33 protein-coding genes are annotated in these 25,135 nt (G+C 69.8%); 12 read left to right on the top strand and 21 right to left on the bottom strand.

Annotation, left to right across the window (positions count from 1 at the left end; translation table 11 throughout):
- Window positions 1-33: 33 nt before the first annotated feature.
- The gene (gene hmpA / locus AC1DYD_RS14895) at window positions 34-1,224 is read left to right on the top strand and encodes an NO-inducible flavohemoprotein (RefSeq protein ID WP_478173519.1); all 1,191 of its coding nucleotides are present in this window, start codon (window positions 34-36) and stop codon (window positions 1,222-1,224) included.
- 7 nt (window positions 1,225-1,231) lie between these two features.
- Here hmpA and AC1DYD_RS14890 read toward each other — a convergent pair whose 3' ends face one another.
- The 5 genes from AC1DYD_RS14890 to aroE form a co-directional block, all read right to left on the bottom strand.
- Window positions 1,232-2,011: a porin family protein gene (locus AC1DYD_RS14890; protein WP_478173518.1), complete on the bottom strand. Its 780-nt coding sequence runs from the start codon at window positions 2,009-2,011 to the stop codon at window positions 1,232-1,234.
- 90 nt (window positions 2,012-2,101) lie between these two features.
- On the bottom strand, window positions 2,102-3,013 hold the full coding sequence (locus AC1DYD_RS14885) for a LysR family transcriptional regulator (protein WP_478173517.1): 912 nt from the start codon (window positions 3,011-3,013) through the stop codon (window positions 2,102-2,104).
- 287 nt (window positions 3,014-3,300) lie between these two features.
- Window positions 3,301-4,110, bottom strand: coding sequence for a 2,5-didehydrogluconate reductase DkgB (gene dkgB / locus AC1DYD_RS14880; RefSeq protein WP_478173516.1), 810 nt, complete (start codon window positions 4,108-4,110; stop codon window positions 3,301-3,303).
- A gap of 46 nt (window positions 4,111-4,156) precedes the next feature.
- Window positions 4,157-5,359: an MFS transporter gene (locus tag AC1DYD_RS14875; RefSeq protein ID WP_478173515.1), complete on the bottom strand. Its 1,203-nt coding sequence runs from the start codon at window positions 5,357-5,359 to the stop codon at window positions 4,157-4,159.
- Window positions 5,360-5,589: 230 nt separating this feature from the next.
- Complete coding sequence (gene aroE, locus AC1DYD_RS14870) at window positions 5,590-6,447, bottom strand: shikimate dehydrogenase (RefSeq protein WP_478173514.1); 858 nt, start codon at window positions 6,445-6,447, stop codon at window positions 5,590-5,592.
- Window positions 6,448-6,779: 332 nt separating this feature from the next.
- Between aroE and AC1DYD_RS14865 the strand changes: the two genes are divergently transcribed.
- From AC1DYD_RS14865 to AC1DYD_RS14850, 4 genes are all read left to right on the top strand, one after another.
- Window positions 6,780-7,127, top strand: coding sequence for a type II toxin-antitoxin system prevent-host-death family antitoxin (locus AC1DYD_RS14865; protein WP_478173513.1), 348 nt, complete (start codon window positions 6,780-6,782; stop codon window positions 7,125-7,127).
- The gene (locus AC1DYD_RS14860) at window positions 7,127-7,780 is read left to right on the top strand and encodes an ATPase (protein ID WP_478173512.1); all 654 of its coding nucleotides are present in this window, start codon (window positions 7,127-7,129) and stop codon (window positions 7,778-7,780) included. Before AC1DYD_RS14865 ends, AC1DYD_RS14860 begins: the two co-directional genes overlap by 1 nt.
- A gap of 95 nt (window positions 7,781-7,875) precedes the next feature.
- Window positions 7,876-9,681, top strand: a complete 1,806-nt coding sequence (locus AC1DYD_RS14855) for an FAD-binding oxidoreductase (protein WP_478173511.1) — start codon at window positions 7,876-7,878, stop codon at window positions 9,679-9,681.
- Window positions 9,678-11,105, top strand: coding sequence for a cytochrome P450 (locus tag AC1DYD_RS14850; RefSeq protein ID WP_478173510.1), 1,428 nt, complete (start codon window positions 9,678-9,680; stop codon window positions 11,103-11,105). The genes AC1DYD_RS14855 and AC1DYD_RS14850 overlap by 4 nt, the downstream gene beginning before the upstream one ends.
- 122 nt (window positions 11,106-11,227) lie before the next feature.
- Here the strand turns inward: AC1DYD_RS14850 and AC1DYD_RS14845 are convergent, their stop codons facing one another.
- Entirely contained in the window at window positions 11,228-11,995 is a 768-nt protein-coding gene (locus tag AC1DYD_RS14845) for an META domain-containing protein (RefSeq protein WP_478173509.1), read from the bottom strand.
- 190 nt (window positions 11,996-12,185) lie between these two features.
- On the opposite strand from AC1DYD_RS14845, the gene AC1DYD_RS14840 reads away from it, so the two are divergent.
- Genes AC1DYD_RS14840 through AC1DYD_RS14830 form a run of 3 tightly spaced genes read left to right on the top strand, consistent with a single transcriptional unit; the run spans window position 12,186 to window position 12,962 of the window.
- Window positions 12,186-12,569, top strand: a complete 384-nt coding sequence (locus AC1DYD_RS14840) for a hypothetical protein (RefSeq protein ID WP_478173508.1) — start codon at window positions 12,186-12,188, stop codon at window positions 12,567-12,569.
- Window positions 12,570-12,581: 12 nt separating this feature from the next.
- Entirely contained in the window at window positions 12,582-12,818 is a 237-nt protein-coding gene (locus AC1DYD_RS14835; RefSeq protein ID WP_478173507.1) for a hypothetical protein, read from the top strand.
- A gap of 6 nt (window positions 12,819-12,824) precedes the next feature.
- Window positions 12,825-12,962 (top strand): hypothetical protein, encoded by a 138-nt coding sequence (locus AC1DYD_RS14830; RefSeq protein ID WP_478173506.1) that lies wholly within the window; start codon window positions 12,825-12,827, stop codon window positions 12,960-12,962.
- A gap of 56 nt (window positions 12,963-13,018) precedes the next feature.
- Here AC1DYD_RS14830 and AC1DYD_RS14825 read toward each other — a convergent pair whose 3' ends face one another.
- From AC1DYD_RS14825 to AC1DYD_RS14815, 3 genes are all read right to left on the bottom strand, one after another.
- Window positions 13,019-13,393: a hypothetical protein gene (locus AC1DYD_RS14825; RefSeq protein WP_478173505.1), complete on the bottom strand. Its 375-nt coding sequence runs from the start codon at window positions 13,391-13,393 to the stop codon at window positions 13,019-13,021.
- A gap of 276 nt (window positions 13,394-13,669) precedes the next feature.
- Window positions 13,670-13,930, bottom strand: a complete 261-nt coding sequence (locus AC1DYD_RS14820) for a hypothetical protein (protein ID WP_478173504.1) — start codon at window positions 13,928-13,930, stop codon at window positions 13,670-13,672.
- A 14-nt stretch (window positions 13,931-13,944) separates the two neighbouring features.
- Window positions 13,945-14,448 (bottom strand): H-NS family nucleoid-associated regulatory protein, encoded by a 504-nt coding sequence (locus AC1DYD_RS14815; protein WP_478173503.1) that lies wholly within the window; start codon window positions 14,446-14,448, stop codon window positions 13,945-13,947.
- 124 nt (window positions 14,449-14,572) lie between these two features.
- Here AC1DYD_RS14815 and AC1DYD_RS14810 point away from each other — a divergent pair, with 124 nt between their 5' ends.
- A complete protein-coding gene (locus AC1DYD_RS14810) occupies window positions 14,573-15,184 on the top strand; it encodes an SET domain-containing protein (RefSeq protein WP_478173502.1) in 612 nt (203 codons plus the stop codon).
- A 3-nt stretch (window positions 15,185-15,187) separates the two neighbouring features.
- On the opposite strand, the gene AC1DYD_RS14805 is transcribed toward AC1DYD_RS14810, so the two are convergent.
- From AC1DYD_RS14805 to AC1DYD_RS14795, 3 genes are all read right to left on the bottom strand, one after another.
- Window positions 15,188-15,799 (bottom strand): ABC transporter ATP-binding protein, encoded by a 612-nt coding sequence (locus tag AC1DYD_RS14805; protein ID WP_478173501.1) that lies wholly within the window; start codon window positions 15,797-15,799, stop codon window positions 15,188-15,190.
- On the bottom strand, window positions 15,796-16,947 hold the full coding sequence (locus AC1DYD_RS14800) for a 3-deoxy-7-phosphoheptulonate synthase (protein WP_478173500.1): 1,152 nt from the start codon (window positions 16,945-16,947) through the stop codon (window positions 15,796-15,798). Before AC1DYD_RS14800 ends, AC1DYD_RS14805 begins: the two co-directional genes overlap by 4 nt.
- An 82-nt stretch (window positions 16,948-17,029) precedes the next feature.
- The gene (locus AC1DYD_RS14795) at window positions 17,030-17,575 is read right to left on the bottom strand and encodes an RrF2 family transcriptional regulator (RefSeq protein ID WP_478173499.1); all 546 of its coding nucleotides are present in this window, start codon (window positions 17,573-17,575) and stop codon (window positions 17,030-17,032) included.
- Between the two features lie 59 nt (window positions 17,576-17,634).
- Here AC1DYD_RS14795 and AC1DYD_RS14790 point away from each other — a divergent pair, with 59 nt between their 5' ends.
- The 3 genes from AC1DYD_RS14790 to AC1DYD_RS14780 all read left to right on the top strand — a co-directional run bounded on the left by AC1DYD_RS14790 (window position 17,635) and on the right by AC1DYD_RS14780 (window position 19,545).
- The gene (locus tag AC1DYD_RS14790) at window positions 17,635-18,804 is read left to right on the top strand and encodes an NnrS family protein (protein WP_478173498.1); all 1,170 of its coding nucleotides are present in this window, start codon (window positions 17,635-17,637) and stop codon (window positions 18,802-18,804) included.
- Complete coding sequence (locus AC1DYD_RS14785; protein WP_478173497.1) at window positions 18,797-19,195, top strand: group III truncated hemoglobin; 399 nt, start codon at window positions 18,797-18,799, stop codon at window positions 19,193-19,195. Before AC1DYD_RS14790 ends, AC1DYD_RS14785 begins: the two co-directional genes overlap by 8 nt.
- 89 nt (window positions 19,196-19,284) lie before the next feature.
- On the top strand, window positions 19,285-19,545 hold the full coding sequence (locus AC1DYD_RS14780; RefSeq protein WP_478173496.1) for a hypothetical protein: 261 nt from the start codon (window positions 19,285-19,287) through the stop codon (window positions 19,543-19,545).
- Window positions 19,546-19,636: 91 nt separating this feature from the next.
- On the opposite strand, the gene AC1DYD_RS14775 is transcribed toward AC1DYD_RS14780, so the two are convergent.
- The 9 genes from AC1DYD_RS14775 to AC1DYD_RS14735 form a co-directional block, all read right to left on the bottom strand.
- Entirely contained in the window at window positions 19,637-19,894 is a 258-nt protein-coding gene (locus tag AC1DYD_RS14775; RefSeq protein ID WP_478173495.1) for a hypothetical protein, read from the bottom strand.
- 100 nt (window positions 19,895-19,994) lie between these two features.
- Window positions 19,995-20,900 carry an acyltransferase domain-containing protein gene (locus AC1DYD_RS14770; RefSeq protein WP_478173494.1) on the bottom strand — a complete coding sequence of 302 codons (906 nt, stop codon included), beginning with the start codon at window positions 20,898-20,900 and terminating at the stop codon, window positions 19,995-19,997.
- 61 nt (window positions 20,901-20,961) lie between these two features.
- Window positions 20,962-21,834 (bottom strand): triphosphoribosyl-dephospho-CoA synthase MdcB, encoded by an 873-nt coding sequence (mdcB, locus tag AC1DYD_RS14765; RefSeq protein WP_478173493.1) that lies wholly within the window; start codon window positions 21,832-21,834, stop codon window positions 20,962-20,964.
- Window positions 21,831-22,523 carry a malonate decarboxylase holo-[acyl-carrier-protein] synthase gene (gene mdcG, locus AC1DYD_RS14760; RefSeq protein WP_478173492.1) on the bottom strand — a complete coding sequence of 231 codons (693 nt, stop codon included), beginning with the start codon at window positions 22,521-22,523 and terminating at the stop codon, window positions 21,831-21,833. The genes mdcB and mdcG overlap by 4 nt, the downstream gene beginning before the upstream one ends.
- Window positions 22,524-22,530: 7 nt before the next feature.
- On the bottom strand, window positions 22,531-23,232 hold the full coding sequence (locus tag AC1DYD_RS14755) for a biotin-independent malonate decarboxylase subunit gamma (protein WP_478173491.1): 702 nt from the start codon (window positions 23,230-23,232) through the stop codon (window positions 22,531-22,533).
- Between the two features lie 10 nt (window positions 23,233-23,242).
- Window positions 23,243-24,130, bottom strand: a complete 888-nt coding sequence (locus AC1DYD_RS14750; protein ID WP_478173630.1) for a biotin-independent malonate decarboxylase subunit beta — start codon at window positions 24,128-24,130, stop codon at window positions 23,243-23,245.
- Between the two features lie 2 nt (window positions 24,131-24,132).
- Window positions 24,133-24,315, bottom strand: a complete 183-nt coding sequence (locus AC1DYD_RS14745) for a hypothetical protein (RefSeq protein WP_478173490.1) — start codon at window positions 24,313-24,315, stop codon at window positions 24,133-24,135.
- A complete protein-coding gene (mdcC, locus tag AC1DYD_RS14740) occupies window positions 24,312-24,638 on the bottom strand; it encodes a malonate decarboxylase acyl carrier protein (protein ID WP_478173489.1) in 327 nt (108 codons plus the stop codon). Before mdcC ends, AC1DYD_RS14745 begins: the two co-directional genes overlap by 4 nt.
- Window positions 24,639-24,647: 9 nt before the next feature.
- Window positions 24,648-25,135 (bottom strand): malonate decarboxylase subunit alpha (locus tag AC1DYD_RS14735; RefSeq protein ID WP_478173488.1); only part of this gene is annotated, 488 nt, incomplete at its 5' end.

Genomic DNA, 25,135 nt, shown 5'->3' with positions numbered 1-25,135 from the left:
AAGACATTCAATGTGCACTCCAGGAACCCTTCCATGCTGACCACCCAACAAAAGTCCATCGTCACCGCCACCGTGCCGCTGCTCGAAACCGGCGGCGAGGCGCTGACGACCCACTTCTACCGGATCATGCTCGGCGAGCATCCGGAAGTGCGGCCGCTCTTCAACCAGGCCCACCAGGCCAGCGGCGAACAGCCGCGTGCGCTCGCCAACGGCGTGCTGATGTATGCGAAGAACATCGACCGGCTCGAGGCGCTCGGCGATCTCGCCGGCCAGATCGTCAACAAGCACGTCGCGCTGCAGGTGCAGCCCGAGCACTATCCGATCGTCGGCGCCTGCCTGCTGCGCGCGATCCGCGAGGTGCTGGGTGCCGAGATCGCCACCGACGAGGTCATCGCCGCCTGGGCCGCCGCCTACGGCCAGCTTGCCGACATCCTGATCGGCGCCGAGAAGCAGGCCTACGACGAGCGCGCCGACGGGCCCGGCGGCTGGCGCGGCGCCAGGTCGTTCACGGTGGTGAAGAAAGAGGTCGAGAGCGAGGAGATCCATTCCTTCTATCTCGCGCCGACCGATGGCGGCCCGATCCTCGACTTCAAGCCCGGCCAGTACATCGGCCTGCGGCTGGTGGTCGACGGCCAGGAGATCCGCCGCAACTACTCGCTGTCGGCGGCGCCGAACGGCAAGACCTACCGCATCAGCGTCAAGCGCGAAGCCGGCGGCCTGGCGTCCAACTACCTGCACGACCAGCTCGGCGAAGGCGGCACGGTCGAGCTGTTCCCGCCTGCGGGCGCCTTCACGCTGGAGGCCAGCGAGCGGCCGCTGGTGCTGATCAGCGGCGGCGTCGGCATCACGCCGACGCTGGCGATGCTCGAGGCTGCGCTGAAGACCTCGCGCGCCGTGCATTTCATCCATTGCGCACGCACCCGCGGCGTGCACGCCTTCCGCCAAGCCATCGATGCGCTGGCGCACAAGCACCCGCAGCTCGAGCGCTTCTATTGCTACGAGGAGGTTGCCAGGGACGCAGCGCAAGCCGATGCACCGCACGCGGTGGGCCGGCTCGACGCCCAGAAGCTTGCACAGTGGCTGCCGGCGACGCGCGACATCGATGCCTACTTCCTCGGCCCGAAGCCCTTCATGCAGCAGGTGAAGAGCGCGCTGCGAACCCTGGGCGTGCCGGATCGGCAGGCCCGCTACGAGTTCTTCGGGCCGGCCTCGGCGCTCGAATAGGGCCTCTTCAGAACTTGAAGCCGGCGCCGAAGTAGGGACCGCCCAACGCGATCTTGTTGAGCACGCGGTCGTCGAACGTGTAGCTCAGGTAGCGATAGCCGAACTTCAGCGACACGGTGGGCGAATACTGGTAGCTGGCACCGGCCAGGGCCTGCCAGCTCGAGGTCGCACTGCCTTCACCCACATCCAGGTAGCCGAGCAGAGACCACTTGTCATTGAGCGGCATGAGGGCGCGCACGCCCACGATGCCGTTCCAGGCACCGCCCGAGTCCTCGATCTGGCCTCCCAGACCCCGCAGGCTCGGCGAGATGTTCACGTCGGCCTTGACATTGGCGTAGCGGCCGCCGCCGAGCACGTCGACCGCCACCGGTCCGTTGAGCACGCGGTAGGTGCCGGCCAGGGTGTAGACCTGCTGCACGTAGTCGACGTCGTAGCCGCCCAGGAGCCCGCCGGCGACCTGATTGGAGACGCCGAGCTTGATGTACTGCATGTCGAGAAAGCCGCCCCAGTCGCCCTTGCGGGCCTCCAGCGTGCCCATGGCGCCGAATTCAAGCGCCTTCAGCAGGGTCATGGAATTCACCGAGACGGTGCTGCCGGGCAGCGGGCCGAACTTGAAGTCCGAGCGGACACCGGCCGTCCACAGATAGGGCACGAATTCGAACTGCCAGTCGTTGGTCGATGGAATGTTCTGGGCCGCCACCGGCAGGCATGCCAGCGTGGCGCCGAGGCCGCAGAAGGTGAAGAGGAAGGACCTCGCCGGGAACCGGCCGTGCAGGGTTGGACGCATCGTGTTCGTGGCCTCAGTTGAATTTTGAGCACGACATGATAGGGCCCGGCGGCTACCCGCGAGGCGACATTCGCGGCCGGCATGCGATGCTCAAGCGGAGCCCGGCGCCGAGGCCCCGACTGGCAGCCGGTCGATGATCAGCCGGGCCATCGGCGACGGCGTGCGCCCGTTCAGCGTCACGATGCCCATCTCGGACGCGGTGGACACCAGGCCCTTGACCTCCAGCGCCCGCAGCTGGCCGTCCTCGACCTCCTTCGCCACCGCCGCGTGCGGTGCGGCGAGCACGGAGTCGCATTCGAGCGCGATGGCCTTCAGCAGCCCGACGTCGTCGCATTCGAGCGCCAGCGAGAGCTCGCTCGCCGACGGCAGGCCCGCCAGCCGCGCGAGCGCGGCCCGCACGCCCGCGGGCAGCCGCACAGACAGCACCCCGTGCGCCCACAATTTCGGCAGCGTCACCGGCCCGCGGCGTGCGAGCGGGTGGCCGTCCCGCACGTAGAAGCCACCGGACTCCTGCCGCAGCGGACGCAGCGCGAGGCTGCTGTCGGTCGGCAGGTCGCGCGTGTCGGCGACGAAGAACTCGATGTCCTCCTCCCGCAATCGCGTCAGCAGCAACTGCCAGTTGCTGATCTCGACCCGCAGGTTGATCGCGGGGAACTCGCGCCGCATCGACGCCAGCAGCGGCGCAAGAAAGGTCGCAGCCGGAAACGGCCCGGCGCCGAAGGCGGTGTCACCGAGCTCCAGGCTGCGGTAGAGCGCGATGTCGCGCTCCAGGCAGCGGTTGTCGAACACCAGACGGCGCGCCCGGGCGACGATGAATTCGCCGGCTGGCGTGGGCACCACCTCCTGGCTGCCGCGATCGAACAGCAGCAACCCGAGCTCGGCCTCGGCCGCCTGGATGCTGCGCGTGAGGGCCGGCTGGCTCAGGTGCACCTGCTCGGCCGCGCGGACGAAGCTGCGCCTGTCGGCCACGGCGACGATGTGCGTCCAACGCTTGAGGTCCATGCGACTCCTCGGCGGCCAATTGCAGCCTCTGCATTGAGGTTATCTTCACTATGCATTGAACTCAATAGGTGGAAACTCAACAATCGCGGCCAAGGAGCCTTGACAAGGGGTGGCCTATGCGATCCATCACGCGACCGGCAAGCGCGTGCGCGACCTGCCGATCCGCTTCGAGCAGGTGATGTGAGGACCGCGGCTGGTTCGCTCGCCGGGTTGCCGGCGAACGGCGGTCTGGTCGGTGCGTTCATGGGGATGAGGTCCTCGGGTGATGATGGCTCGGGGTTGCGTCATCAATCCCAGCGCGGTGCCAGGCCGTCGGGATCGACCAGACGGGCGCCTTTGTCCAGCGCGTCGATCCGCGCCATCTCCGCATCGCTCAGCCGCAGTGCGGGCGCCTGGAGGTTGCTTTCCAGATTGACGCGCTTCGTCGACGAGGGAATGACCGCGAGGCCGTGCTGCATGGCCCAGGCCAGCGTGACCTGTGCGGGCGTCGCGCCGCGCTGCCGCGCGACGTCCTGGATCACCGGCTCCTGCAACGCCTTGCCGTAACCCAGCGTCATGTACGAGGTGGTGTGGATGCCCCGCGCCGCGGTGAACGCAACCACCTTGCGGTTCTGCAGCGCGGGGTGCAGTTCGATCTGGTGCGTCGCGATGCGCTCGGCGCCGACGGCGTCGATGGCTTCACGCAGCAGCGCGATGTTGAAGTTCGAGACGCCGATGCGCCTGGCCAGGCCCCGGTCCTGCGCCTCGGCCAGCGCGCCCATGAACTCCGCCACCGGCACCGCATCGCCGGGCGAAGGCCAATGGATCAGCGCCAGGTCCACGTGGTCGGTGCGCAGCTTGCCGAGGCTGACCTTCAGGCTCGCAACGAGCTTGTCCTTCGCCAGGTGCTCGGTCCAGATCTTGGTGGTGATGAAAAGATCCGCGCGGGCCACGCCGCTTTCGGCGATGGCCTGGCCCACCTCGGCTTCGTTGCCGTAGATCTGGGCCGTGTCGACCAGGCGGTAGCCGAGATCGAGGCCGTTCCTGACCGAGTCGATGACTGTCTGGCCCTGCAGGCGGAAAGTGCCGAGGCCGAAGGCCGGAATAGCGTTGTTCATGAGATGTCCTTGTGGGTGAAGCCGAGAGCGGGGGTTGGCGATTTGTTCAGTGGCCGACGGGCAAGGGGCCGTGGGCCCGCACCGGGATGCCGGCACGCCGGTCCAGCACGCCGCTCCACTGCGTGAGCGCCAGCGACGACAGCACCACGAGTGCGCCGATCCAGGGCGTATGCATCAAGCCCAGGTGCGTCACGATCAGGCCGCCGGCCCAGGCCGCGAGAGCGATCCCGAGGTTGAAGGCTGCGATATTCAGGCCCGAAGCCACGTCCACCGCCTGCGGCGTGAAGCGCGCAGCCTGCTTGACCACATACACCTGCAGGCCGGGCACGTTGCCGAAGGCGACCGCGCCCCACAGCAGCACGGTGATCAGGGCCAGCCACTTGTGCGGCGCCGTGAAGTTGAACAGCAGCAGGACGGCAGCCAGCAGCGCGAAGATGATCCTGAGTGCCGGAATCGGGCCCTTGCGGTCGGCCAGCTTGCCGCCCCAGAGGTTGCCCGCGGCCACCGAGACGCCGTACACCAGCATCACCCAGCCCACCGCGCCGGCGTCAAAGCCCGAAACCTCCTGCAGGATCGGCGCGAGGAAGGTGAAGGGGATGAAGGAGCCGCCGTAGCCGATGGCCGTCTTGGCATACACGAGCAGCAGCCGCGGCTCGCCCAGCACCCTGGCCTGCTGCACGAGAGAGGCCGGCGGCGTGTGCTTGATGTTGTTCGGCACGAAAACCCAGCTGCCGATGAAGGCGACCACGCCGAGCGCGGAGACCGCCAGGAAAGTCTCGCGCCAGCCGAATTGCTGGCCGATGAAGGTGCCCAGCGGCACACCGGTCACCAGCGCGACGGTGAGGCCGGTGAACATGATCGCAATGGCGCTGGCCGCCTTCTCCTTCGGCACCAGGCCGGTGGCGATGGTGGAGCCGATCGAGAAGAACACGCCATGCGCGAGGCCAGTCAGCACGCGCGCCACGATCAACGACTCGTAGCTCGGCGCCTTCCAGGCCAGCAGGTTGCCGGCGGTGAACAGCGCCATCAGGCCGAGCAGCAGCGCCTTGCGCGGCAGCTTGCCCGTGAGCGCGGTCAGCACCGGCGCGCCGATCGCGACGCCCAGCGCGTAGAGGCTGATCAGCAGGCCGGCCGAGGGCAGCCCGATGCCGAGGTCGGCCGCGACGGTGGGAAGAAGGCCGACGATCACGAACTCCGTCGTGCCGATGGCGAATGCGCTGAGCGTCAGCGCGAACAAGGCAATGGGCATGTAGACACTCCTGGGGAATGGGACGGAGTGTGGCCGCATGATCCTTGCAGAAAAACACTGTTCTGCTCAGAACACAATTGACTTGGAATCAACAATCGATACGGAGCGGCAGATCATCTGTCGCATGCGCAAGCAGCGAGCGGCCTGAGCAGAGCCGCGCGCAGTTCACCGATGCGATCGTCGAGAAAGCAGAACGGGCCGGATGGCGAAGCTCATGGGCGGCCCCCGGCTCAGGGGCTGAACAGCCCCTCCAGCGTCGCCCGCATCACGGCGGCGTCGGCCGTCCGTCCCGTCCAGTGCGCGATGCTGATCAAGCCCTGGTTCACCAGCATTCCCAACCCATCGAGCGTGACGCAGCCGCGTTGCGTCGCCGCTTCGATGAGCGCTGTACGCGGCGGATTCGGAATGACGTCGGCCACCACCATGCCGGGGTGCAAACTGTCGGTGTCGAGATCGGGCATCGCGCCGACGTTCGGGAACAGCCCGATCGAGGTCGCGTTGACAACGATGCCGGTCTGCCTGTCCACGCGATGATGCGGCGTCCAGGGCACGGCGCTCGCCTGCGCGCCGGTGCGCTGGCTGATCAGCTCGGCCAGTTCGCGCGCCGGTTCGGCACGCCTGTTGACGATGGTGATGTGGCCCGCGCCAGCCAGCGCGAGTTCGACCGCGATGGCACGCGCTGCGCCGCCGGCACCGAACAGCGTGACCCGGCTGCCGCCCGGTTCGGCCACCGTGCGCAGCGAGTCCAGGAAGCCCTGGCCATCGGTGTTCTCGCCCACCAGACGGCCTTCTCGCAGCACCACACAATTCACGGCACCGATCAGGGCCGCCGAGGGTGCCAGGGCATCCAGATGCTCGATCACCGCAAGCTTGTGCGGAATCGAACAATTGAAGCCGGCCCATCCCATGGCGCGCGCACCTCGCACGGCGTCGCCCAACATGGCGGCAGGCACGTCGCAGTTGATATAGCGTGCATCGAGCCCGAGCGCACGGTACGCCGCCTCGATCATCGCCACCGTCGGATTCTCGTCGGCCGGTGACGCGAAGGATCCCGTCAACAAGCTCAGGAAATGGTGTTCGGTGTTCATGCGTTCATTCTCCCGCGAGGGCTTCCCGCCATGGTCGGCGGGCTGGGGCAAGCAGAGAAGGCGTGCGTTGAGTTCAACACTGCTTCTGCCAGCGGCACGCGTACGGGGCACCCAAAAACCGGGCGACGAAGGGAACAACTGCAGCCGTCGCGCGCTCAAACCCATCTACGTTGCAAGTACGCCGATCGGCAACGGTCGGCGGCTCTCCAGAGCCATCCAGAGTGGACCACCCACCGATGGCTCTCTTTTTTGCTCGTCTCGCTCGCAAAAAAGACACCCAGCGCACGATCTGGCTATTTTTGCCATAATGGCAATTCCACTCGGAGCTTGCCATGATCACCGCCTTGCCCGCCCTCCACGACCTGCCGCGCCAGAACGCCTCGCAGGTCAAGAACAAATGGGGCGACGTCGTGCGCCAGGTTCGCCAGAGCGGCAGCGTGGCCATCACGAACCATGCCGCGGTCGAGATGGTGCTGCTCGATGCCGCCACCTACCAGCAGCTGACCGAAGACCTGATGACGCTCCAGGCGCGCGAGCAGTCGGTGCTCGAAGAGCTGTCCGGCCGCTTCGACAGCCGCCTCGCCGTGCTGCAGCAACCCGAGGCGGCCCAGCGGGTCGGCGCCTTGTTCGAGGCCCGCGGCAAGCTGGCCCGGCGCCCGAAGGCCGGCGCTTCGTTCTGATGGCCCCAGCGGGCGCTGCGCGGCCCTTCATCTTCGTGCTGGCCGGCGTCAATGGCGCCGGCAAGAGCTCGGTCGGCGGCGCCCTGCTCGCCGAGCACGGCCTGGCCTGGTACAACCCCGACAGCTATGCGCGCGAACTGGTCGCGCAGCTCGGGCTCGAGGTGGTCGACGCCAACAGCCGCGCCTGGGAATACGGCCGCAGCCAGCTCGCCGCCGCGATCGCCAGCGGCCGCAACTACGCCTTCGAGACCACGCTCGGCGCCAACACCATCCCCGAACTGCTCGCCCAGGCCTCGCGCAGCCACGACCTGGTCATGCTCTTCTGCGGCCTCGCTTCGGCCGAGATGCACCTGCGGCGCGTCCGGGCCCGGGTCGCCTGCGGCGGCCACGACATCCCGGTCGCCAAGATCCGCGAACGCTGGATCAGCTCGCGCATGAACCTGATCCGCCTGATGCCGCTGCTGGCGCGCCTGCAGTTGTTCGACAACAGCGCCGAGGCGGCACCGGGCGAGGAGATTCCCGAGCCGGTCCTGCTGCTCGAGATGGTCGGCGGCCGCCTCGTGTTCCCCGAAGCCGACGATGCCGCGGCGCTGGAGGCCACACCCGAATGGGCCCGGCCGATCGTGCAGGCCGCGATCGAGCAGCAGGGCTGAACCGGCTCCCGCTGAGGACCGCCGAGGAAGACGTCGCGGAGCGCCTTCGGCATACTTCAGCCCGCTCTCGAACGCAGTCCTCGGAAAGGGACCCTGTGAAAAGAAGACGTCTGGTCCAGCTCGCCGCCGCCATCCCCTTCGCCCATCCGTGGGCGACGCCGGTGCACGCGGCGGCCACCGCCTCCCGCGTGCGTCCGGGCGATCCGGGCTGGCCCTCCGACGCGCAATGGAAGCAGTTCGGCGAACAACTGGGCGGCGACGCGCTGCTGAAGGTGCAGTCGCCGTTCGCGCCCTGCCTCGAAGCAGCTGCCGGGCCCGCCTGCACGCAGTTCTTCAAGGCGGTCCGCAACCCTTACTTCCTCGGCGACGACATCGGCCTGACGCAGACCCTCGGCTGGGTCGGCGCCTGGACCTCGAGCCCCAGCGTCCATGCGGTGTCGGCCCGCAGCACCGGCGACGTCGCCGCGGCGGTCGACTTCGCGCGCGACAACCGGCTGCGCCTGGTGGTCAAGGGCGGCGGCCACAGCTACCAGGGCACCTCCAACGCGCCCGATTCGCTGCTGGTCTGGACCCGCCGGATGAACCAGGTCACGTTGCATGAGTCCTTCGTCGCCCGGGGCTGCGAGGCGCAGGCGGCACCCACGCGAGCGGTCTCGGTCGGCGCCGGGGCGATCTGGGCCCATGTCTACGACGCGGTGAGCACGCGCGGCGGCGGCTACGTGCAGGGCGGCGGCTGCATGACCGTCGGCGTCGCCGGGCTGGTGCAAAGCGGCGGCTTCGGCAGCTTCTCGAAGGCCTACGGCCTGGCCTCGGCCAGCCTGCTCGAGGCCGAGGTGGTGACCGCCGACGGCCAGGTGCGGATCGCCAACGCCTGCAGCGAGCCGGAGCTGTTCTGGGGCCTCAAGGGAGGTGGCGGAGGCAGCCTCGGCGTGGTCACGCGCCTGACCCTGAAGGTCCACGCCCTCCCCGAATTCTTCGGCGCGGTCAACATGACGATCAAGGCATCTTCGGCGCCGGCCTTCCGCCGCCTGATCGGCCTCGTCGTCGACTTCTACGCCGGCAACCTGCACAACCCGCACTGGGGCGAGCAGATCCGCCTGCGGCCGGACGACACGCTGCGTCTCGCGATGGTGTTCCAGGGCCTGAGCCGCAGCGAAGCGCAGGCGGTCTGGCAGCCCTTCCTCGATGCCGTCGAGGCGCAGCCCGACGCATTCAGGATCGAGTTCTCGCCGCTCAAGATCGTCTCCACCTCGGCGCGCGACTTCTGGGCGCCGACGCTGTTCAAGCGCGTGCTCGGATTCATCAGCACCGACGACCGGCCCGGTGCGCCGCCGGGCAATGTCTTCTGGCCCGGCGACCAGGGCCAGGCGGGACAGGTGCTGCACGGCTATCAATCCGCCTGGCTGCCTGCCGCGCTGCTGCATCCCGAGCGCCGACAGGGCCTGTGCGATGCCCTGTTCGACGCCAGCCGGCACTGGGGCCTGTCGATGCACGTCAACAAGGGGCTGGCCGGCGCGCCGCCCGAGGTCATCGCCGCCGCCCGCGACACGGCGATGAACCCGGCGGTGCTGGACGCCTTCGCGCTGGTGATCTGCGGCGCCGACGGACCGCCGGCCTTGCCCGGCGTGGCGGGGCACGAGCCCGACGCCGCCCTCGCGCGGCGCCAGGCGGCAGCGATCGGCCGTGCGGTCGACGAACTGCGCAAGCGGGTGCCGCAACCCGGCTCCTACCTGTCGGAGAGCAACTACTTCGAGCCCGACTGGCAGCGCTCCTTCTGGGGCAGCAACTACCCGCGGCTGCTCGCAGCCAAGGAGCGCTACGATCCCGACGGCCTCTTCTTCGTCCACCACGGCGTCGGCAGCGAACGCTGGAGCGCCGACGGCTTCACGAAAATTGCATGATGGAAACCCTTGCCTTGCGCCACATCGACGACCTACCGGGACCGCGCGGCGCCCCATTGATCGGCAACCTGCTGCAGATCGATGCCCCGCGCATGCACCAGCAGCTGGAGCAATGGTGCCGCGAGTTCGGTCCCTTCTTCAAGCTGCGGATGGGCCGGCGCAGACTGCTGATCGTCGGCGATCACGAGGCCGTGGCCACAGCGCTGCGCGACCGGCCCGAGGGCTTCAAGCGCACGGCCCGCTTCGAGGCCGTGGCCAGCGAGATGGGCCTCAAGCCGGGCCTCTTCGGCGCCAATGGCGAGGACTGGCGGCGGCAGCGCCGAATGGTCATGGCCAGCTTCGACCCGGCGCACGTGCGGCACTACTTCCCGTCGCTGCAGAAAGTCGCCGAGCGGCTGGTCGGCCGATGGCAGGCGGCCACGCGGCGCGGCGATGCGATCGACCTCCAGGCCGACCTGATGCGCTACACCGTCGACACGATCGCCGGGCTCGCCTTCGGTGCCGAGGTCAACACGCTGGAGTCCGACGGCGACGTGATCCAGCAGCATCTCGACAAGATCTTCCCGGCGCTGGTCAGGCGGATGCTGGCGCCGCTGCCGACCTGGCGCCTGCTGCCGACCCGGGCCGACCGCGAACTGAAGCACGGCGTGCAGGCAGTCAACGAGGCGGTGACGGGGTTCATCGCCGAGACGCGCCGCCGGCTGGAGGCCGACCCCACGCTGCGCACGCACCCCCGCAACCTGCTGGAGGCGATGGTCGCAGCGGCCGACCAGCCCGGCAGCGGCATCACCGACGTGCAAGTGGCCGGCAACGTGTTCACCATGCTGCTGGCCGGCGAGGACACGACCGCCAACACCATCGCCTGGATGATCGACCTGCTATGGCGTCACCCGGCGGCCCTGCAGCGCGCCACCAGCGAAGTGCGCGGCGTCCTCGGCGACGCGCGATGCCCGAGCTTCGAGCAGCTGGCGCAGCTCGATTTCGTCGAGGCCTGCGCCCACGAGACGATGCGGCTCAAGCCGGTGGCGCCGATCCTCGCGCTGCAGGCCGAACGGGACACCCGGCTGGGCGACGTCGAGGTGCCGGCCGGCACGGTGGTCATCAACCTGATGCGCGTCGACAGCGTGAGCGACAGCCATCTGGCGCAGGCCGAGGCCTTCGAGCCCGGGCGCTGGCTGGCCGATGGCCCGGCCGGTGCCGCGGCCAGCAGCGCGAAGCGCGTCTCGATGCCCTTCGGCGCCGGGCCGCGCATGTGCCCCGGACGCTACCTTGCGCTGCTCGAAATGAAGATGGCGATGGCCCAGCTGTTGAACTGCTTCGACATCGAAAGCGTCGACACGCCGGACGGCCAGCCGGCGCGCGAGCATCTCTCCTTCACGATGACGCCGATCGGCCTGCGCATGCGGCTGCGCGTGCGCGGCTGATCGGGGCGCGCCCGCCTCAGGGCTTCTGGCGCTCCGGTTCATTGTGAGACTGATGAATGCCCGCCGATGCGCGGGCAGCGGGATATCGCCGGGCCCTTCAAGACGTGTCATATCTTCGAGAATCACTCGGTCTCGCGGCTGCCTGTGAGGGTGCGCTCCCCATCGGCCCGATGCATGTCGAGCATGGCGCCGCTGAAGGCCCAGGCCGTGGTCGATTCCAGGGCCGCGATGAACGCCCGCTCCTGCTGCATCACGCCCTCTGCCGGGCAGTGCCTGCGCGTGGCGGCCACGGGTCCGATGGCGATCTGGTTGCCGTTGCTGCTGTAGGTGGCGCGAAAGGTGTTGCAGCCGCCGAAGCCCTTGACGATGCCGTCGCCGAAGGACAGTGAGAGCGTGGTCCCAAGCAGCGGGCTCACGACGGCCTGCCGCCCGTTGTTGAAGCCGGTGATGTTCGAGCGCAGGCCGGCGAGCGCAGGGGCCGGCTCGGCCTTGAACACGAGCACGGCCTGCCCGTCCTCGGACAGCAGGCCCAGGCGCTCGCCGGTGCGCACCGGCCGGAACGAACCCGACAGGGCCCGCTGCACGGCGGTCTCCAGCGCCATCGATGCCGGGTCGCAGGCCATCATCGAACCGGCCAGCGAGCCGATCTCCAGCCGGCCCGGCTTCAATGCATAGCTGCCGAAATACCGGTTGCATCCCGAGAAGCCGTCGACGCGGCCGCCCTTGAAGCGGGCCGTGACCGACTGCGGCCCGCTGGGCAGCGCCGCGCCGTCGAAGCCGCGCAATTCGGTGAGGCGCCAGGTCGGGCCCTCGACCGATGCCAGGGCCGGCGCTGCGCTGCGCTGCGGCTGCGCGGCGCCGACGACACCCGCCGCAAGCAAGACCAGCATGACAATTTTCTTCATTCGATGTTCCCCCGGAGATCGAAGCCGGCATCTTAGTCATGGCCCGAAGCGACCCGCGTCGCCGCGACTCGGCAACGCCCTCCACAACCCTTCTTCGTCGTGTTTGACACAGGCGAAAACCCAAGCGCAATATCCACCGCGACTCGTACGCAACGGCAACCTGACGGAGAAGGCGATGACAATGAAACTGCACATGCGCACGGCGCTGGCTGCGGCGTGCATGGCGCTGGCGATGGCGGCCTTGCCGGCTCGCGCGGCCGAAGTCCCCGTCGTCACCGGCGAACAATGGACCACCTCGAGCGAGGCCGTCAAGAAGGCCTATCTCGTCGGCATCGCCAATCTGGTCCAGGTCCAGACCGCCTACTTCGCGGCGAACCCGCCGACCGATGCGCAGAACTTCATCCCGCGCCTTGCCAAGGGCATGCAAGGCCAGACGCTGGACAGCGTGCGTGAAGGCCTCGATCGCTGGTATGCGGCCAATCCGGCCAAGCTGAAGCGGCCGGTGCTCGACACGATCTGGTTCGAGATGGCGCTGCCCGGCCTGCAGAAGAACAAGTAGCGGAGAGCGATCATGAAACGACTTCAATGGGTGGCGATCGTTGCGGCGATCACGTTGGCGAGCGCCTGCACCGACATGACGCCGCGGCAGCAGGGAACGATGAGCGGCGCGGCGATGGGTGCGGCGGGCGGCGCCGGCATCGCGGCCATCTCGGGCGGCGACGCCTGGACGGGCGCAGCCATCGGCGGCATCGCCGGCGGCGTGGCCGGGAACATCAGGGGCGGCAGGCAGCAGCAGATGGGCTGGTAAAGGCCCGTGGCATCACCGGCGCAGGCCAGGGGTTTCGTCCTGGCGTTGCTGCTTCTGCTGCCGCTGTCGGCGCTCGCACTGAGCACCTCCACCACGCGCGCAGTCAACATGCGGACCGGGCCGGATCGCTTCTTCGAAGCGTGACGGTACTTCCCGCGCGAACTTCCGTCCGAGCCTGCCGGCGAAGGCCTCGGCGAGGGCTAGGAGCGCGGCTTCAAGGTCGTGAAGTCGAGGAACGCGGTCTGTTCGAAGGACTCGTCGTGCTCCGGCGCTGGCGCCGGCTTGGCGAAGTCCATGAAATCGGTCGGATCGAAACTGATGTCGCGTCGAACCGGGACCGACGCACGCGCGTGCCGTTCCTTGGCACTCTCGCGCAACCGGGCCAGATCGGCCCGCACCTCGTCGAGCGAGCGCATGGTCTTGGCCGGTGCCGGTGCCGGGTCCGGAACCGGCTCGGCTCGCGGCGCAGCGACAACCGGCTGGACCGGCGCCGCCACCGGCTTGTGCACCTCAGCCGCCAGCGGGACTGGCTTCGACGGCAGCGCCAGGTCGACCGGTGCCATGGGTCGCGGCATGGCGGACGCCACCACGCGCGGCGCCGAACGCGCCGGCCTGCGGCCGCCGAACAGTCGCTGAAGGCGACTGCGCAGGCGATGCAATGTTCCGAGAAGAGGTGATGCTTTCATGGGCTGAGGACCGGGATTTGCGCCATTGTGTAGCGATCACAATGAAGCCGAATGGATTACATCGCTGTGTATATCGCGATTTGCGTACAAATGCACGGATCCGTTCAGCGCGCCGCCGTCACCGTCCGGCAGTCCCTGTTCCCAGCCTCGAATCGTCGACAGCCCTCAGGCCAGCTTCCACCACAGCAGCCCCGCCAACGCCGCCGGCACGGCGAAGATGCCGAGAAAGATCGGGAACTCTTCACCCCATGAATAACCGGCGGTGCTGACGCCGACCCACATGTTGACGAAGGCACCCACCAGCCAGATCGGGATGAAGAGCCCGGCACCCATGACGAGTCCTGCCCTGCCGCCCCAGGCATGCCCCAGCAGCAGGCAGGCAGCCATCAGCGCCAAGCCGCCGCCGATCACGCTGACCGTGTGCATGAGGGGCTGCTTGCTCAGCCGGCCAGTTCGCTCAAGGTCTTGCCTTGCGCCAGTGCTTCCTTCAGCCAGCGAGGCTGCGGCCCGCGACCGGTCCATGAACGGCCGGCATCGTCGCGATAGAGCACGGTCGACGGGCGGCGCTTCGTCCGGGCCGCCTTCTTCGCGGCGCGCGGGGCAATCACCGGCCCGGAAGCGACCCTGAAGTCATCGAGCGACTTGCCGGCCGCCAGCGCCTCGCGCAGCCAGCCGGGACGAGGACCGCGCCCCGACCAGGTGCCGCCGTCGCCATCGCTGAAGCGGGCCGCTGTCGCGACCGCCTTCTCTTTCCTGTTGCGCGACGCTGCCTTCGGGCTCGCGCCCGCGGCACCGAAGCCCAGTTGCGGCGCAGTCAATCCGTAATGAGCGATGGCCACCTTGATGCGCTCGACCACGCCGGCGACTTCCTTCTCGCGAAGACTGTCGGCCTGGCGCTGGAGCAATGCGATCTTTTTCTGGATTTGAACGTATGTCGTAGTCATGGGCATCACTGTGCGTTGAGAAAAGTGCCATAGCTTAGTCGGAGTGCCGCGGTTGCAACAGCGGCGATGCCTGGCCGCACTGCACCACTCAGGCAGCCAGGAATTTCATGAGGAGATCCTTCGCGTGATTCTTGAGTACGATGCAGACCCGCCGCAGCACGCCTGCGACGGCGCATCCGCCGAGCGCTTCACCGGCCTTCGAGATCCTGCGCCCACGCATCCCGTTCCGACCATGACCGCCGCCAGAAAATCCGCCGCCTCCTCCACGCCCTGCCTGCGGGTATCCCCCAGCGGCGTCCACGGGCTGGGCGCATTCGCGACCCGGGACCTGCCCGCCAACGCCATGCTCGGTCTCTACGAAGGCCGTCGCTACACGGCCGAAGAGGTCGCCGCCCGCCAGTGGAACGACCAGCTCACCTATCTGTTCATGCTCTCCAACGAGGAGGTCATCGACGGCGGCAAGGGCGGCAACGCGACCCGCCACCTGAACCACTCCTGCGACCCGAACTGCGAGGCGGTCGAGGAATACGACGAGGCGGGCCGCCTGGTGCTCAAGTTCCAGACGCTGGTGCCGGTCGAGGCCGGCGACGAGCTCTTCATCGACTACGGGCTCACGGCCGACGACGGCTCGTCGCCTTCAGACTATCCGTGCCGCTGCGGTGCCGCCAGCTGCCGCGGCACGATGCTGGATGTCGCGCCCCTCACCGAGGGGCCCGCGGACCTGGTGGCGCCGTAGCGCTCAGCGCAGCGGCAGTGCGAGCGTTGCGGCCAGCGGCAGCGCGTCGATGCATTCACCGCTCGCCACCACCACGGCCCGGGCCTGTGCGCTCTCCGACAGTGCGCTCCAGAGGCAGCGGATCGAAGCGGCGTCGAGGCCACCGGTCGGCTCGTCGAGCAGCAGCAGCGGGCGACTCGACGCCAGCGCCGCGGCCAGCCAGACCTTGCGCTTCGAGCCGGTCGACAGCATGAACATCGACTTGTCGAGATGCGGGGCCAACGCGAAGCCGTCGACCAGCCGCTGCCACGTCGCCGCGTCGAAGCCTGCATCGCCTTCGCGCAGCGCGGCCGTGCAGGCGCGCACCGTGAGCGCATCGAAGGCGTCGGTGGCAGGATCGACGAAGAAGACGCCGCGCCGGTAGGCCTCGGCGTCCGTGTCGAGGCGGGCGCCGTTCAGTGTCAGTTGCCCACGGGCGGCCAGGGTGCCGGCCAGCACGCGCAGCAGGGTGGACTTTCCGCTGCCGGTGTCGCCGTGCAGGAGCGTCACGCCCGGGCCGATGGACGCTGTCCAGCCGGTGGCGAGTGGCTGCTGTCCGGGGTAGGCAAAGCCCAGGTTCTCGGCTTGCAGGATCACGGGAAGATTGGACTCACCGACGGTGCGCCCTTCACCAGACGCCGCCGCGCCTTGACCGCATTGGCCAGCCCCTCCAGCACCGGCACCGTCTGCGCGAAGCCGATGCAGGCGTCGGTGATCGAGACGCCATGCCGGAGCGCCACGCCCGGCCTCAGGTCCTGCCGCCCTTCCTCGAGATGGCTCTCGATCATGATGCCGGTGATGCGCTTCTCTCCGGCCGCGATCTGCGCCGCGACGTCTTCGGCGACCACGATCTGCCGCTGGTGCTGCTTGCTGCTGTTGCCATGCGAGACGTCGATCATCACCTGCGGCCGCAGGCCGTTGGCCTCCAGCGCCTCGCAGCTCGCCGCCACGTCGGCGGCGCAATAGTTGGGCGCCTTGCCGCCGCGCAGGATCACGTGGCAGTCGTCGTTGCCGCGAGTCTCGAAGATCGCCGCCATGCCCATCTTGGTCATGCCCATGAAGGCATGCGGTGCGCGGGCCGCGAGGATCGCATCGGCCGCGACCTTGACGCTGCCGTCGGTGCCGTTCTTGAACCCAACCGGACAGCTCAGGCCCGAGGCCAGCTGGCGATGGCTCTGGCTCTCGGTGGTGCGGGCGCCGATGGCACCCCAGGCGATCAGGTCGGCGATGAACTGCGGGCTCAGCAGGTCGAGGAACTCGGTGCCGGTCGGCAGGCCCAGCGTGGTCAGTTCGAGCAGCAGGCGCCGCGCCCGCTCCAGGCCTTCGTTGATCGCGAAGCTGCCGTCCAGGTGCGGGTCGTTGATGTAGCCCTTCCAGCCCACCGTGGTGCGCGGCTTCTCGAAGTAGGCGCGCATCACGATCAGCAGGTCGTCCTGCAGCGAGTCGGCAACCGGCTTGAGGCGCTGCGCATACTCGATCGCCTGGTCGTGGTCGTGGATGGAGCACGGGCCGACCACCACCAGCAGCCGGTCGTCGCGGCCGTGCAGCACGTCGGCGATCGCGGCGCGGCTGCCCTCGACCAGCGCCAGCGTGTTGTCGCGCACCGGCACGCGCTCCTGCAGCAGCGCAGGGGTCATGAGCGGGCGGACGGCGCCGATGCGCACGTCGTCGATGCGGGTGGTGTCGAGCGTGCTGTCGCGGGAGCCGATTTCGGCATCGTGGAGGGGATCGTCGAGGCGGGACATGGTCGTGGCTGTGGGTTCAGGCTGAATTTTCCCCGATTGTCCTCCGGACGGCGCCCGTGGCAGGCGCCTGTCGCCGGCGCCCTCAGCCCGCGCGCTTGCGGCGCGGCCGCAGGGCGGCGGGTTCGCTGAGCAGCGCCTGGGCGATCCCCGGCACCACCTCGATGCTCGGACGCTTCACCGGCGCGTGCCAGGTGAGCTCCTGCCACAGCGGCAGCACCATCAGCGCCGGGCTGGCATTTGCAAGGTCGGCCAGGCTGTAGCGGTCGAGCTCGTCGAGAAAAGCCTGCATCGCCCGCGCCAGCACCGCGGCCAGCTCGCAGCCGCCGGTCAGGACGCAGCGATTGCCGTCGCCGAAGCACTCGACCAGCGCGAAATCGGTCTCGAGATGGCGAACGATGGTGCCGATCCTGAGCTTGGAGGGATGCGCCGACAGCCGCATGCCGCCGTTGCGGCCGCGCACGGTGTCGACCCAGCCCGACTTGCCCAGCATGTGCGTGACCTTCATCAGGTGTGCATTCGAGATGTCGAAGGCCTTCGACAGGTCGGCGATGGTGACCAGCGAGTCGGTGCGGGTCGCAAGCACCAGCAGAACGCGCAGGGAATAGTCGGTGAAGAGGGTCAGTCGCATAAGGTTTATTTTATCTATTGCTTTGATGTCTCGCCATCTATAAACTACATCTCATGTATATGTTAAAGGCACCCCCACCTTCGGGCCTGCCGGTCCTGCGGCTGGCATTCCGGCCGTTCTACCTCGGCGCGGCAACCGTCGCCGTGGCCTGGATGGCGCTGTGGGCCGGGCTGCTGAGCGGCCATGCGACGCTGCCGAAGCAGGTGCCGCCGGTCTACTGGCATGCGCACGAGATGCTGTTCGGTTTCGTCGCCGCCGTGATCGTCGGCTTCCTGCTGACGGCGGGCAAGGTCTGGACCGGATTGCAGACACCGCGCGGAGCCCCGCTGGCGGCGCTGTGGCTGCTCTGGCTGGCGGGGCGCATTGCCTCGGTGGCGGCACCCGCGCCCCTCTTCGCAGCCATCGACACGCTGTTCCTCCTTGCTGCCGCGGCGATCTTCGCCACGCTGATCCTGCGGGCGCGCAACTGGCGCAACCTGAAAGTGGTGGCGGTCCTGGCGCTGCTGGCCATCGCGAATGCGGCATTCCACCTGGGTGCGCTCAGCGCGCGATGGGCCGAACCCATGCGTGCGCTGCATGCGGGACTGGCGCTGATCGTGGTCCTGGTCTCGATCGTCGCCGGCCGCGTGATCCCGGCCTTCACCCAAAGCGCCACGCCGGGGCTCAGGATCGTCGAGCCGCGCTGGCTGTCGCCCGCGGCCGTGGCCTGCACGGCGCTCGGCCTGGCGGTCTGGGCCGCGGACGTGGCGGCGGTTTCGGGCGCCGCGGCGCTGGCGGCCGCGGCCCTGCTGCAGGCGCTGCGCCTGGCCACCTGGGCGCCGATGGCCAGCCGGCGCCGGCCGATCCTCTGGGTGCTGCACCTGTCCTATGCCTGGCTGCCGCTGGGCCTGGGGCTGTTGGCCGCCGCCCAGGCCGGCTGGATCGGCAGCGCGGCCGGCGTCCACGCCCTGGCCGTCGGCTGCGTCGGCGGCCTCGTGATCGGCATGATGACCCGCACCGCCCGCGGCCACACCGGCCGCGAGCTGAAGGTCTCGGGCGCCGAGATCGCGGCCTACGCGCTGGTGATGGCGGCGGCCCTGGCCCGGGTGGCCGTCCCGTGGCTTCCGCCGTCGGTCCAGTCCGCGACGCTGCTCGGTGCCGCCGCGGCCTGGACCCTGAGCTTCATCCTCTACCTGCTGCGCTTCGCGCCCTGGCTGCTGAGCACGCGCGCGGACGGCCGCGATGGCTGAGGCCGACAACAGCGACCGCGCCCGGCTGCGGACCCTGGTGCATGCCTTCTACGGCGATCTGCGGCAGGATGCCGAGATCGGCCCGCTGTTCGAACGCGCGATCGGGCAGGACTGGCAGCCGCACCTCGACCGGATGGTGGAGTTCTGGGCCACGCTGGTGCTCGGCAGCCGCTCTTTCACGGGCGATGTCTTCGGCCGTCACATGGCGATCCCCGGGCTGGAGCCCGCGATGTTCGCGCGCTGGCAGGCGGCGTGGAAGAAGCACACCGAGGCCCTGTTCGAACCGGCGCGGGCGGCCGAGCTCCAGCGCATCGCGGCAGGCATCGCCCGCACCCTGTCGCGGGGGCTGGCCAAGCGCGATGCGCCCCTGGGGATTGCCCGGAGCAAATAGGGCTCGGCGGCGTGATCTTTTTCCTTGGCGGGCCCGCGCGCCTTCGATTCAATCCCATGCCAGCACATGCGTTTGAAACCCCGTCGCACATGAAGCCTGAACTCAGCCTCGTCATCGAAGAACCCATTGCCGGCCACTACTACTGGATGATCGTCCGGCCCGGCGGATGGTTGAGGCTGGGGCCTTGCCAAGTGGTCGATTCGGGCAGCGGGCCGCTGCCCTCCTACCAGGCCGCGCAGGCGGCGGGCAACCGGGTGCTGGCCAGTTTCCAGCCGCCCGTCGAACGCCCGACGCCGAGCGGCTTCGGCGGCGCCTGGGACATCATGACGATTCCGGGTGCGCTGACCTGAGGCTTCTTTGCCACGACCTACGCGCCGGGCCATGTCGCCAGGCGCTACGACGCCGGCGGGCGCAAGCTGTCGATGGTGCGCGGGGGCTGAGTCAGGGGGCGGAGACCGAGTCGATCTTCGCTCTCCAGAACTTCCACCAGGGCCGCGCTGCGGGCGGCGGCTCGGGCGGCAACTGCTGCAGCTGGCTGGTGCGCAGGCGCCGCCGGCACTCGACCTCGAGTGCATGGGCAATGCCGAAGGCCTCGCGGTCACCCCGCGAGGCCTGGGCCCGCCAGCTCACGGCAAGGCGCAGGAGTTCGTCGTCGTCGATGCCGGCGAGTTGCTGCGGAGTCGGTACGCTGGAACTCATGGCAGGCCGCCCCGAGATGCGCTTTTCGCGAAATGCATGGGGATGATTATTGCGCATCGACGCCAGCGCGCTGGCTGGGGCCATTTCATCGGGCGGGCGGTCAAGGTGCTGTAGCCCGCGCCACCCAGGCCGCGATCCCCGCCACGCTGCGGAACTCGTCCGCCGAGCGCGCCGGGATCTGCGCAAAGCGCGCGTTCCACATGCGTGCCAGGGCCCGGCCGGGGCCGATCTCGAGCACGCACGAGACCCGCCTGGCGGCGATGCCCTCCATGCACTCGTCCCAGCGCACGGCGTGGTCGATCTGCGCGGCGAGCGCCTCGCGCGCTTGCGCCGCACCGACGACACCGCCGGTGTAATTGCTGAACAAAGCCATCCGCGGCGCCTCGAACGGCAGCGCGGCGATGGCGCGCGCGAAGTCGTTCGCGGCCCCCGCCATCCAGGGCGTGTGCGAGGCGACGTGAACATTGAGCGGCGTGCAATGCGCACCCTGGCGCGACGCCGTCTCGGCAGCCGCGCCCAGCGCGGCGCGCGGGCCGCCGACCACGACGCTGCCGACGCCATTGCGGATCGCGATCGCCAGCCCCGCCTCCGCGCACAGCGCTTGCAGCGCAAGGTCGGCGAGCCCGCTGATCGCCAGCAGCCCGGCCGCGCCCTTCTCGGCCTCACGGTCCATCAGCGCGGCCCGCTGGCGCGCCAGGTCGATCGCCGTGGCCGGTTCGTAGACCCCGGCCACGGCGAAAGCCGCCAGCTCGCCGACGCTGTAGCCGGCGACCGCGACCGGTACGGGCAGCTGCGGTGCCAGCTGCGACCAGGCCGCGCAGCCGAGGCCGGCCAGCAGGACCTGCGCATGCGCATTGCGGCCGGCCCAGGCCGGATCGGCCAGCCGCGCACGCCAATCCTCGCCGAGCACGCGGGCCACTGCACGCAACGAGTCGTCGGCTGCCAGCCACGGCAGCATCGCCGCATGCTGCATGCCCTGGCCCGAGAAGACCAGCGCCAGGCTCACTGAACGACCTCCGTGCTGCGCACTGCGGTGCGAGCTTGCTTGGGGCGGCCCGGCGCTGCGCTCATGTTGCCTCGCAGATGCGCCGCAGCCAGCAGGCGGCGGCCAGTGCATCCGCTGCGCCCCCGGGCGACAGGCGGCGGGCCACGAAGCCGCGGTGCACCGCCTGCGCCTGCTGCAAGCCATCGGGTGCGGCGATGCCGCCGCGATCAAGGAAACGGCGCGCCGCAGCCTGCGCGAAGCGCAGGCCGTCGAGGCCGCCGCGGTGCGCCAGGTTGCTGTCGTCCAGCACCGCCATGACCGCGAACAGCGTGTCGATGCGTGCCTGCCGGGGCGAGAGGCCGCGCGAGAGCGCGCGTTCCAGCGCCGGCAGCGCGGTCTCGAAGATGACCGGGAAACCCAGCGCCGCTTCCTGCGACGCGCTGCGCAGGCCGTAGCGGCGCGCCGCGACACCGCCGGGCAGCATCGAGACCCGCAGCGCCCGCTCGGCGAGCGCATCGCCCCAACGACGGCGCAAGGCGGCGCGCAGCGTAGCCGGCCGCAGGCGCCCGCCTTCGGTCCGCACGGCACCCGCGGCCGCGCACAGCAGGCCGAGCGAGAAGACCGCGCCGCGATGGGTGTTGATGCCGCCGGTGGCGGCCAGCATGCGCTGCTCGGCCGCAATGCCGCAGGCCTCGAGCGCGGCGAACGGTGCGCCTTCGCGGCCCCGTTCGAAGATCGCCGGGAAGTAGTGGCGCAGCGCGAACAGGCTGCGCATGAAGGTATGGGCGTCCATGTCCGCGTGGCTGCCGTTGTCGACGAAGGACACCAGCCCGGGCTTGGGCGCCAGTGCCAGCTCGTCGTGCAGGGCCAGCACCGCGGCCCGGCCGATCTCGTGCGCATCCGGGCCCGGCTCGAACGGCGCAGGCGGCGCGCGGGGACACAACGCCGCCGTCATGCAAGCACCCCGTGCTGCACGCATGCGCCGATCGACGGCCCCGCCTCTGCCAGCGTCGCGCCGTCCAGCCGCTTGACCAGCAGCCGGCGCGTGCAACCGCCGCGCCAGGCATGCCATTCGCGCCAGGCGACCGCGGCGCCGTCCGGGAAGACCAGTTCGCCGTCGAGCCGCACGCGCTCGCCGCCGGCGAAATCCTGCAGTTGCCGCGCGACGGCATCGGCATGATCGACGTCGTCGACCGCGATCCACAGGTCGATGTCGGATCCCGCGTGCAGGTAGTCGAGCCCGCTGAGCAGCTGCCAGCCATGGCTGCCGTAGACACGTGCGCCCGCCTGCAGCGCGCGCAGCCCGGCGTCGAGCGCCCGCCATGCCGTGCGCACGGGGCGCGGCAGCAGGCGGCCGGCCTCGGCCGCGCGCGGAAACTCGTCGAAGCACGACAGGGCCTCGCGCGAAACCTGCAGCGCCAGCCGCCGACGGCCCCAGCGCAGCGGTGCCGGCAGGCCCAGCGCGATCGGCGCGGCATCCGCGCCCTCACCCGCCGGGTGCTGCCGGGTCACGACCAGCGGCAGCCGCTGCGAGGCCCAGTGCGAAAGGCAGGCCCGCGCCTCCTCGTCCCAGGGGCGAGCCAGCACCTCGTGCCAGCCGGCAGCGCAGAGATAGGCCAGCCGATGGCGACGCAGCGGCACCATGGCCAGCTCAAGCCGCGTCCAGCACGCGCTGGACAATGCCTGCCGCCAGCGTGCGGCCGCCACGCTCGGCGCCGTCGCGTGCGCGGCGATCGTCGGTGCCGGTCTGCGCCAGGGCGCTGCGCAGCGCCGCCGCCAGGTCGCCCTGCCAGAGGGCGCGCACACCGCCCATCGCGAGGTAGTTGCCGACCCCGGGGGCGAACACCGGGTTCGACCGCGACAGGGCCGTCAGCATGTCCTCGGGCAGCTTCGTGACGCGCGACATCGCCGGAATTCGCATGACGCGGATCTCGGCCTCCGGCAGCGCATAGCAGGCGTCGGCGATCAGGCCCGAGGTGATGAACCCGCCCGACAAGGCCTGGTCGTAGACCAGCGCGATCACCGCGTGCCCGCGGCGCCGGGCCAGGTCAATGCTGGCGCCCAGGTGGGCCATCGCGCGGTGGATGCCGAGCAGCTCGTCGCGCCGGCGCAGCTGCTGGCCCTGGGTGTCGATCAGCAGCAGGATCGGCTGGCCCGGCCGTGCGGCGATGGTGTCGAGCACCACGCGGGCTTGCGCCAGCGCCAGCGCGACGCCGATCGGCGCGTGGTTCGTGGTGCCGACCACGGTGACCGGCCGGCCGTCGAAGCGAGCTTCGCCATGCAGGAAGTCGCCATCGGGCTCGATGCCGTGGCCGGGGCCGAAGATTGCTTCGGCGAGTGCTTTCCATTCCATCGTTGTCTCCTCAGGCAGGGCGCAGCGCGCGCACCGCCTTGACGTCGAGATCCGGCACCCGCTCGGGCTCCGGGATGCCCAGCAATTGCCACAGGCGAAACGATTCGTCACCGCCGTCGGCCGCGCCGGACAGCGCGTCGAGCCGCGCCGCCAGCAGCGCGTGCTCGGCCTCCAGCGCCTCGAGCGTCAGCGCAAGCGAGGCGTCCGGCACGTTGATGGCGGCGATCGCCGCGACGCGGAAGGCGTGCACGTCGTCCTCGACCAGCGCATCGCAGTCGCCGCACAGGTAGCGGTGCTTGCCGCCCGTGGTGCGCCAGACCAGCGCCCGGTCGCGCGAATCGAATTCCTCGACGCCGTGCGAAGCCTCGATGACTTCGGGCCCCGACATCGCGAGCCGGCCGACGTCGCTCATCACGATGCGGTCGGCGCAGCGCGCCACGATGCCCATGCCGCCGAAGCAGCCGTTGGCACCGCCGATCAGCACCACCACCGGGATCCCGGCGGCCCGCACGTCGAGCAGCGCACGCATCACTTCCGACACCGCGATCAGCCCGGCGTTGGCCTCGTGCAGCCGCACGCCGCCCGACTCCGCGAGCAGCAGCACCGCGGCCGGCCGGTCGCGCAGCGCGCGGCGCAACAGGCCGACCAGCTTGGCGCCATGCACCTCGCCGACGCCGCCGCCCATGAAGGTGCCTTCCTGCGCGGCGACGAAGACCGGACGTCCGTGCAGCGTGGCGCGGCCGACCGCGACGCCGTCGTCGAAGGCGCAGGGCAGGCCCAGCTGCGCCAGGTGTGGGCTGGTCGCGCGTTCGGCCGGCGGCAGCCATTCGTGGAAGCTGCCGGCATCGAAGAGCTGCGCGATCCGCTCGCGCGCCGAGCATTCGGCGAAGCTGATGATGGTCACAGGAGTACCTCCGCGCTGCGCGCTTCGGTATTCGCCTTGGGAGCGGCCCGGCGGCTCATTGGATAACCTTCGCGCAGCAGCGCTTCGGTATTCGCCTTGGGAGCGGCCCGGCGGCTCATTGGATAACCTTCGCGCAGCAGCGCTTCGGTATTCGCCTTGGGAGCGGCCCGGCGGCTCATACGCTCAGCTCCGCCGCCGCCTGGTCCAGGCGCAGGCTGACGACCGCCGGCGTGGCGCCCATGTCGTTGATCGAGATGCGCACGCCGGCCAGCGGATGGCGCTGGTGGAAGTCGCTCAGCACGGCTTGCCAGATCGGGCCGAAGCCGCGCGCCGAGGTCTCGATGCGCACGCTGCAGTCGCGGCCGGCCGCGGCTTCGAGCAGCACCTCGAGGTTGCCGGAGCCGACCACGCCGACCAGCACCGGGGCGATGGCGCCGGCAGGCCGGCTGCCGGGGAAGGTGAATTCGAGGGACTCGAGCCCTGGGGAATGGGATGTGGACACAGCGGCCTCCTACCAGTTTCTGAAACGCCTGGGTGGCTGGTACAGCCCGCCCGACGCGCGCACCAGGTCGCGCATGCTGCGGGCCGCCAGCAGGTTGCGGGTGGCATCGCGCGGATCGATGCCGAGGTCCTGCGGCCGCCGGATCACGCCGCGGTCGCGCAGGTTCTCGACCGCGCGCCGGTCGCGCGCCAGCCCGACGGCGGTGTAGCCGGCAACGCCGCGGATCGCCTGTTCGCGCTCCTCGTCGCTGCGGCACAGCAGCAGGTTGGCGATGCCTTCCTCGGTCAGGATGTGCGAGACGTCGTCGCCGTAGATCATGATCGGCGGCAGGTCCATGCCGGCCTGCTCCTGCAGGGTCCAGGCATCGAGCCGGTCGACGAAGGCCGGCTGCATGTGCTCGCGGAAGGTCTCGACCATCTGCACCACCAGCTTCTGGCCGCGCGGCGTGCCCGCGGCGCCGCTGCGGCCCGCGCGCGCCTCGCGGCCGGCCTTGAGCC

Source organism: Variovorax sp. P4_B11, from assembly GCF_056402355.1.
This window is presented reverse-complemented; position numbering and strand designations above follow the sequence as displayed.

Excerpts from the sequence above, each read along its gene's own strand:
- AC1DYD_RS14785 (WP_478173497.1), top strand. The coding sequence starts at position 18,797 with ATGGCTGAGGCCGACAACAGCGACCGCGCCCGGCTGCGGACCCTGGTG.
- hmpA (WP_478173519.1), top strand. The coding sequence starts at position 34 with ATGCTGACCACCCAACAAAAGTCCATCGTCACCGCCACCGTGCCGCTG.
- mdcG (WP_478173492.1), bottom strand. The coding sequence starts at position 22,523 with ATGGTGCCGCTGCGTCGCCATCGGCTGGCCTATCTCTGCGCTGCCGGC.
- AC1DYD_RS14865 (WP_478173513.1), top strand. The coding sequence starts at position 6,780 with ATGATCACCGCCTTGCCCGCCCTCCACGACCTGCCGCGCCAGAACGCC.
- AC1DYD_RS14885 (WP_478173517.1), bottom strand. The coding sequence starts at position 3,013 with ATGGACCTCAAGCGTTGGACGCACATCGTCGCCGTGGCCGACAGGCGC.
- AC1DYD_RS14840 (WP_478173508.1), top strand. The coding sequence starts at position 12,186 with ATGACAATGAAACTGCACATGCGCACGGCGCTGGCTGCGGCGTGCATG.
- AC1DYD_RS14835 (WP_478173507.1), top strand. The coding sequence starts at position 12,582 with ATGAAACGACTTCAATGGGTGGCGATCGTTGCGGCGATCACGTTGGCG.
- AC1DYD_RS14745 (WP_478173490.1), bottom strand. The coding sequence starts at position 24,315 with ATGAGCCGCCGGGCCGCTCCCAAGGCGAATACCGAAGCGCTGCTGCGC.
- AC1DYD_RS14820 (WP_478173504.1), bottom strand. The coding sequence starts at position 13,930 with ATGCACACGGTCAGCGTGATCGGCGGCGGCTTGGCGCTGATGGCTGCC.
- AC1DYD_RS14890 (WP_478173518.1), bottom strand. The coding sequence starts at position 2,011 with ATGCGTCCAACCCTGCACGGCCGGTTCCCGGCGAGGTCCTTCCTCTTC.
- dkgB (WP_478173516.1), bottom strand. The coding sequence starts at position 4,110 with ATGAACAACGCTATTCCGGCCTTCGGCCTCGGCACTTTCCGCCTGCAG.
- AC1DYD_RS14850 (WP_478173510.1), top strand. The coding sequence starts at position 9,678 with ATGATGGAAACCCTTGCCTTGCGCCACATCGACGACCTACCGGGACCG.
- AC1DYD_RS14780 (WP_478173496.1), top strand. The coding sequence starts at position 19,285 with ATGAAGCCTGAACTCAGCCTCGTCATCGAAGAACCCATTGCCGGCCAC.
- mdcB (WP_478173493.1), bottom strand. The coding sequence starts at position 21,834 with ATGACGGCGGCGTTGTGTCCCCGCGCGCCGCCTGCGCCGTTCGAGCCG.
- AC1DYD_RS14860 (WP_478173512.1), top strand. The coding sequence starts at position 7,127 with ATGGCCCCAGCGGGCGCTGCGCGGCCCTTCATCTTCGTGCTGGCCGGC.
- AC1DYD_RS14755 (WP_478173491.1), bottom strand. The coding sequence starts at position 23,232 with ATGGAATGGAAAGCACTCGCCGAAGCAATCTTCGGCCCCGGCCACGGC.
- AC1DYD_RS14875 (WP_478173515.1), bottom strand. The coding sequence starts at position 5,359 with ATGCCCATTGCCTTGTTCGCGCTGACGCTCAGCGCATTCGCCATCGGC.
- AC1DYD_RS14825 (WP_478173505.1), bottom strand. The coding sequence starts at position 13,393 with ATGCCGCGACCCATGGCACCGGTCGACCTGGCGCTGCCGTCGAAGCCA.
- AC1DYD_RS14815 (WP_478173503.1), bottom strand. The coding sequence starts at position 14,448 with ATGACTACGACATACGTTCAAATCCAGAAAAAGATCGCATTGCTCCAG.
- AC1DYD_RS14775 (WP_478173495.1), bottom strand. The coding sequence starts at position 19,894 with ATGAGTTCCAGCGTACCGACTCCGCAGCAACTCGCCGGCATCGACGAC.
- aroE (WP_478173514.1), bottom strand. The coding sequence starts at position 6,447 with ATGAACACCGAACACCATTTCCTGAGCTTGTTGACGGGATCCTTCGCG.
- AC1DYD_RS14790 (WP_478173498.1), top strand. The coding sequence starts at position 17,635 with ATGTTAAAGGCACCCCCACCTTCGGGCCTGCCGGTCCTGCGGCTGGCA.
- AC1DYD_RS14800 (WP_478173500.1), bottom strand. The coding sequence starts at position 16,947 with ATGTCCCGCCTCGACGATCCCCTCCACGATGCCGAAATCGGCTCCCGC.
- AC1DYD_RS14845 (WP_478173509.1), bottom strand. The coding sequence starts at position 11,995 with ATGCTGGTCTTGCTTGCGGCGGGTGTCGTCGGCGCCGCGCAGCCGCAG.
- AC1DYD_RS14795 (WP_478173499.1), bottom strand. The coding sequence starts at position 17,575 with ATGCGACTGACCCTCTTCACCGACTATTCCCTGCGCGTTCTGCTGGTG.